Raw genomic sequence first — 540 nt, forward strand, 5'->3', positions numbered from 1 at the left:
CGTGCGTCGATGGCCGTGGCGAGCGCCGCGAGCCGGTCGGCCCCGGCGGCGACCTGCAGGAAGATGACCGGCGTGGGCGGGGTGTCGGTGCGGAAGTCGCCGATGCCGTCGAGTTCGATGGCGATCGGGCCTCCGGTGCTGAACTCGCCCGCGTCGAAGGCCTCCCGAATGGAGTCCGTGTCGGTGACGGGGGCGGGGCTGACGATGCTGATGTGCGGGCGGACGTCCTCGCGGGGGTTGGGCAGGAGGTCGGCGATGTGGTTGGGCAGCGGGGCGCTGACGAGCACATAGGTGCGGGTGGTGGAAAGGATGGTCATGGGTGGCCTTTCGTCATCGGTGGCGGTTGGATTCGGGGAGCCGGGTGAAGTACTTCATCGGGTCGGCGCCGTGGTCGTTCTCATCGAAGTCGACCACCCACTCGTCGAAGAGGTCTTCGCCGAGGCGATCGAACAGCTCGTCCTGGAGCCAGGTGCGCAAAAGTCCGATCTCGGGGGTGTAGTCGGCGACTTCGGCGGTCATCCACGTCAGCGAGAGCGCTTC

General features: G+C 67.8%; 2 protein-coding genes. Both read right to left on the bottom strand.

Annotated features, from left to right (window positions below; all coding sequences use genetic code 11):
* Nucleotides 1–317: hypothetical protein (locus QWZ14_RS28925; RefSeq protein ID WP_290320536.1), on the bottom strand; the 317-nt coding region annotated here is incomplete at its 3' end.
* 13 nt (nucleotides 318–330) lie between these two features.
* Nucleotides 331–540 (bottom strand): hypothetical protein (locus QWZ14_RS28930; protein ID WP_290320537.1); only part of this gene is annotated, 210 nt, incomplete at its 5' end.

This window comes from Paeniroseomonas aquatica (genome assembly GCF_030409335.1).
Classification (GTDB): Bacteria; Pseudomonadota; Alphaproteobacteria; order Acetobacterales; family Acetobacteraceae; genus Belnapia; species Belnapia aquatica.